Consider the following 1,864-nt stretch of genomic DNA (forward strand, 5'->3'; position numbering starts at 1 on the left):
GCCACCTCGCGCAACTGCTTCACGTGCCGCAGCGAATACCGCCGCGACCCGCCCTGCGTGCGCCCGGGAACGACGAGGCCCAGCCGATCGTACTGACGGAGGGTCTGCGGGTGCATGCCCGACAGCTCCGCGGCCACGGCGATCGCGAAGATCGGGGCCTCGTCGTCGATCTGCTCGTTCACTCCGCGTCCTCCTTCGTCTCGTCGCGTTCAGAACAGGAGACCCGCCGAAAACAGGACGACAGCGGCACAATCGTCCTGTTCCGGCCGAATCACCTGTCCTGGCGGGATCATTTCAGCCGCGCGCCTTGGCCATGAGGTCGGCGCGCGGGTTCTCCTTCGGCTCGAGCTCGTGGAACTTCTCCAGAGCCTCGCGGGCACGGTCGTCGAGGTGGGTGGGCACCGCCACCTGCACCTCGGCGAGAAGGTCGCCGTGACCCTTGGCGGTTTCCACCCCGCGCCCCTTGACGCGCAGCACCCGACCTGACGGGGTACCGGGCGCGACGCGGAGCTTCACCGGGTCGCCACCGAGCGTCGGCACCTCGATCGTGGCGCCGAGGGCGGCCTCGGTGAAGGTCACCGGCACCGTCACCCGCAGGTTCAGCCCGTCGCGCGTGAAGACGGGGTGCGGTCGCACGGTGACCGAGACGACGACGTCGCCGCTCTCGCCACCGTCCGGCGACGGACGGCCGCGGCCGCGGAGCCGGATCTTCTGACCGTCCGAGACCCCCGCGGGGATCTTGACCTTGAACGGCTTGCCGTCCTCGCCCTGCCGCGAGATGGTCTCACCCTTGGTCGCGGTGACGAAGTCGATCGTCGTGCGCGCGGTCACATCAGCGCCCCGGGTGGGGCCCCCGTAGCCGCGGAACCCGCCCGTGGACTGCCCGAACCGGCCCGAGCCGAAGCCCGACCCGCCCTGGTTGAACATCGAGAAGATGTCCTCGAAGTCCTGCGCCTGGTAGCGACCGCCGCCGCGGCCCTGACCGAACTGGCTGAAGACGTCCTCGAATCCCCCCGCGCCCTGGCCACCCGCGGTGAAGCGGGCGCCCGACCCCATGGCGCGCATCTGGTCGTACTCCTCGCGCTGCTCGGGGTCGGAGAGCACGGCGTATGCCTCGCTGATCTCCTTGAACTTCGCCTCCGCCTTCGCATCCCCCTGGTTGGAGTCCGGGTGGTACGTGCGGGCGAGCTTGCGGTAGGTCTTCTTCAGGTCGGATGCCGTGACATCCTTGGCCACGCCGAGCGTGGCGTAGAAGTCCTTCTCGAACCAGTCCTGACTGGCCATGGATCCTCCGGTCTACTCCGCGGGAACGGCGACGACGACCTTGGCCGGTCGCAGTTCGACGGAACCCAGGCGGTAGCCGATCTCGACCACCTCGAGGATCGTCGCCTCGGTCGCACCGGGGGTCGGCGCCTGGAAGATCGCCTCGTGCTGCTGCGGGTCGAAGACCTCGCCGGCGGCACCGTACGTCTCCAGTCCCATCCGCTCAGCGACGCCCCGGAGCTTCTCGGCGATCGCAGCGAAGGGGGTCCCCTCGGTGAGGTCGCCGTGCTTGGCGGCGCGGTCGAGGTCGTCGAGCACGGGCAGGAGCCCCTTGGCGACGGATCCCTTGGCGCGGGCGATCTCGATCTCCCGCTGGTCCTCCGTGCGCCGACGGTAGTTGGCGTACTCGGCCTGCAGGCGCTTCAGGTCGCCGAGCAGCTGCGACTCGAGATCGGCGAGCACCGCGTCCTCCGCGGCGGCGTCCACGTTCTGGTCGGCGCCGAGGATGTCATCGACGGTGAGCTCGTCACCATCGAGGTCGCCCGGCACGCTCGCGGCGCCCGTGTCGTCGTCGTTCCGGCCCACCTGCGGGTCGGACCCG

Annotated in this window: 3 protein-coding genes; all 3 read right to left on the bottom strand. The window is 70.1% G+C overall.

The window, feature by feature from the left end:
* Nucleotides 1–182: MerR family DNA-binding transcriptional regulator (locus ACTUAL_RS27945; protein WP_440902331.1), on the bottom strand; the 182-nt coding region annotated here is incomplete at its 3' end.
* A gap of 112 nt (nucleotides 183–294) precedes the next feature.
* Nucleotides 295–1,284, bottom strand: coding sequence for a DnaJ C-terminal domain-containing protein (locus ACTUAL_RS27950; protein WP_440902332.1), 990 nt, complete (start codon nucleotides 1,282–1,284; stop codon nucleotides 295–297).
* Between the two features lie 12 nt (nucleotides 1,285–1,296).
* A partial coding sequence (locus ACTUAL_RS27955) for a nucleotide exchange factor GrpE (RefSeq protein ID WP_440902333.1) occupies nucleotides 1,297–1,864 on the bottom strand: 568 nt, incomplete at its 5' end.

Source organism: Actinosynnema sp. (assembly GCF_052038725.1).